The 2,574-nt window shown below is 61.9% G+C and carries 3 protein-coding genes and 1 pseudogene; 3 read left to right on the top strand and 1 reads right to left on the bottom strand.

The genetic code is table 11. The features are described from left to right. A pseudogene (locus tag B7L72_RS12705) lies at nucleotides 1–411 on the bottom strand (S-methyl-5-thioribose-1-phosphate isomerase); the annotation flags it as partial. A 105-nt stretch (nucleotides 412–516) separates the two neighbouring features. Here B7L72_RS12705 and mtnB point away from each other — a divergent pair. The 3 genes from mtnB to B7L72_RS12690 are packed head-to-tail and all read left to right on the top strand — an operon-like array spanning nucleotide 517 to nucleotide 2,377. Then, on the top strand, nucleotides 517–1,107 hold the full coding sequence (mtnB, locus tag B7L72_RS12700) for a methylthioribulose 1-phosphate dehydratase (RefSeq protein ID WP_081194769.1): 591 nt from the start codon (nucleotides 517–519) through the stop codon (nucleotides 1,105–1,107). After that, a complete protein-coding gene (gene mtnC, locus B7L72_RS12695; protein WP_081194767.1) occupies nucleotides 1,104–1,790 on the top strand; it encodes an acireductone synthase in 687 nt (228 codons plus the stop codon). The genes mtnB and mtnC overlap by 4 nt, the downstream gene beginning before the upstream one ends. A gap of 38 nt (nucleotides 1,791–1,828) precedes the next feature. Continuing rightward, nucleotides 1,829–2,377: a 1,2-dihydroxy-3-keto-5-methylthiopentene dioxygenase gene (locus tag B7L72_RS12690; RefSeq protein WP_081194765.1), complete on the top strand. Its 549-nt coding sequence runs from the start codon at nucleotides 1,829–1,831 to the stop codon at nucleotides 2,375–2,377. Nucleotides 2,378–2,574: the final 197 nt, after the last annotated feature.

The raw sequence follows: 2,574 nt of genomic DNA, 5'->3' as shown, positions 1-2,574 counted from the left end.
GGAGGCCAGCAGGTCGGCGCCCCGCTCGGCCATGCGCTGACACAGGGCGCGGTCCTCTTCGAACAGCGCTTGGGCACGCTCGGCCAGGGCGTCCGCGCCTTGGGCAAAACAGGCTTCCATGGCGTCCAGGCAGTACATCAGGTTCACCGCCGTGGGGCGCGTCGCCCGTAAGCGGTCGCTCACTAACTGCCACTCACTTTGCGGATGGCGCGCCGCATACTGGGCCAGTACGAACGCCGCGCTCAAGCCGATCAGCGGCGCCCCGCGAATGGCAAGATGCTTGACCGCGTGCTGCCACGCCTCGGGAGAGTCGCAGCGCACCCACTCTTCGGCCTGGGGGAGCCGGGTCTGGTCCAGGTATTCGAGGGCGTCGGCATGCACTCGCAAACTGCGTGACTGTAACGTAACCATGAAGGGCTCCTTGAGGTCTTGAACCGGTGAACTCGGCGCGCGGCTTATCAGGCGCGAAGCTTATCATATAGAATGATGCCCATTGGATGAGACGATGCAGGCCTTATGACTACCTTACACACCGAACTGCTGGACGCCATTGCCTGGGCAGCGCAGCAAGGCTGGACCCCCGCCACCGGCGGCAATTTTTCCGCGCGTACCGAGGCTGGTTACTGGGTCACGGCATCCGGGCGGGATAAAACCCGCATCCAGGCGGGTGATCTGCTGCTCTGCGACCTGGAAGGCCGTGTGCTGGAAGGCAACGGCAAACCCAGCGCCGAAAGCGACCTGCACGCCGCGCTGTACCGGCTAGACCCAAGCATCCACTGCGTGCTGCACACCCACACCGTGGCCAGCACCGTGCTGTCGCGACGCTTTCCCGATGGCATCGAACTGAGCGGTTTCGAGATGCAAAAGGCGTTGGCGGGTAACGTGACCCATGAGGCGACCATTCACCTGCCGGTGGTGCCTAACTCCCAGGACATGGAGGAGTTAGCAGAGCACGTTCGCCAGGGCTGGCCGATGCCCTGGGGCTTTTTGGTGGCAGGCCACGGCATTTACGCCGTGGGCGACAGCATTGCCAGCTGCCGCCGCCACCTGGAAGCCATCGAATTCTTACTTGCCTGTGTACTGGAAGAGAGCCGGTGGTCCCAATGAATCAATCAACCGTTCGCGCTATCGTGACCGATATCGAAGGCACCACCACCGATATCAATTTCGTTCATAAAGTGCTGTTTCCCTACGCCTACGCCAAGCTGCCTGACTTTTTGCGCGAGAACGCCGCCACGCCTGCCGTAGCCGAGCAAATCGACGCCGTGCGCAGCGACATGCAGGACCCCGAGGCTACGCTGGAAGCGGTGATTGCGACGCTGCTGCACTGGATCGATACCGACCAGAAAGTGACGCCGCTGAAAGCCCTGCAGGGCATGGTATGGGCCGACGGCTACCAGCGTGGCGACTTCACCGGCCACTTATACGCCGATGTGGCTCCGGCGCTGCGCCAGTGGCAGGCTGAGGGCAAGGCGCTGTACGTGTACTCGTCTGGCTCGGTGCAGGCGCAGAAGCTGCTGTTTGGCTACAGTGACGAGGGAGATTTGACCCCGCTGTTCAGCGGCTACTTCGACACCCATATTGGCCATAAGCGCGAGGCTGCCTCTTATCAGCGTATCCTCGACACCCTTGACCTGCCGCCCGCATCGGTGCTGTTCTTGTCAGATGTCGTCGAAGAGCTGGATGCCGCTGAACAGGCGGGCATGCAAACCCGGCAGCTGGTGCGCGAAGGCACCCAGCCGGGAACACACCACACCTGCGTCGCACGCTTCGACGAGATTGCCGTCTAGCGGCAACGGTTGACCATTGCTTATTTCAGGAGTCATTGATGTCACAACTGAAAGTCTTTGCCGATCAAAACCCTAACGATGCGCTTCTGGATACCACGGACGGCGCGCAAATCGCCGCCGAACTGAACCGCGTGGGCGTTCTGTTCGAGCGCTGGGCAGCGCCGGGCGAAATTGCCGACGATGCCACCCAGGAAGAGATCCTGGCGCTCTATCAGGAAGATATCGACCGGGTCAAAGCCAAGGGGGGCTACCAGACCGTCGACGTGCTGCACATGGTGCCCACCCACCCGGACAAGGCAGCGATGCGCCAGAAATTCCTGAACGAGCACCGCCACCATGAAGACGAAGTTCGCTTCTTCGTCAAAGGCCAAGGGCTGTTCTGCCTGCACATCGACGACAAGGTCTACCAAGTGCTCTGCACCCGCAACGACCTGATCAGCGTGCCCGCCAACACCCCGCACTGGTTCGACATGGGCCCCGAGCCGGAATTCACCGCGCTGCGCTTCTTCGACAACGTGGAAGGCTGGGTACCCCACTGGACCGAAAGCGACATCGCCGGGAAGTTTGATCGTTTAGATCAGCTTTGAGCGATGAAGGGTGAAGGGTGGCGGAGGATAAACCGTAGCGCGGCGTAAGCGATAGCGCACCCGCGAAGCACCGCACAGCGGTGCAGAAGATGCCACCGAGCGTTGATCCTCCACAGCGGCCCCACCCAGGCGGCTACCGCCGCCCCCGCGGGTGCCTCATTTGCTCGTGCCGAGCAAGATTCATTACACCGCGCTAC

This window comes from Halomonas sp. BC1, from assembly GCF_002078135.1.
Taxonomy (GTDB): Bacteria; Pseudomonadota; Gammaproteobacteria; order Pseudomonadales; family Halomonadaceae; genus Vreelandella; species Vreelandella stevensii.
Note: the sequence above shows the minus strand (reverse complement) of the source record. Positions and strands in the feature narration are given on the sequence as shown.

What these genes read in the sequence shown, in the direction of transcription:
- mtnC (WP_081194767.1), top strand. Translation starts at nt 1,104, where the DNA reads ATGAATCAATCAACCGTTCGCGCTATCGTGACCGATATCGAAGGCACC.
- mtnB (WP_081194769.1), top strand. Translation starts at nt 517, where the DNA reads ATGACTACCTTACACACCGAACTGCTGGACGCCATTGCCTGGGCAGCG.
- B7L72_RS12690 (WP_081194765.1), top strand. Translation starts at nt 1,829, where the DNA reads ATGTCACAACTGAAAGTCTTTGCCGATCAAAACCCTAACGATGCGCTT.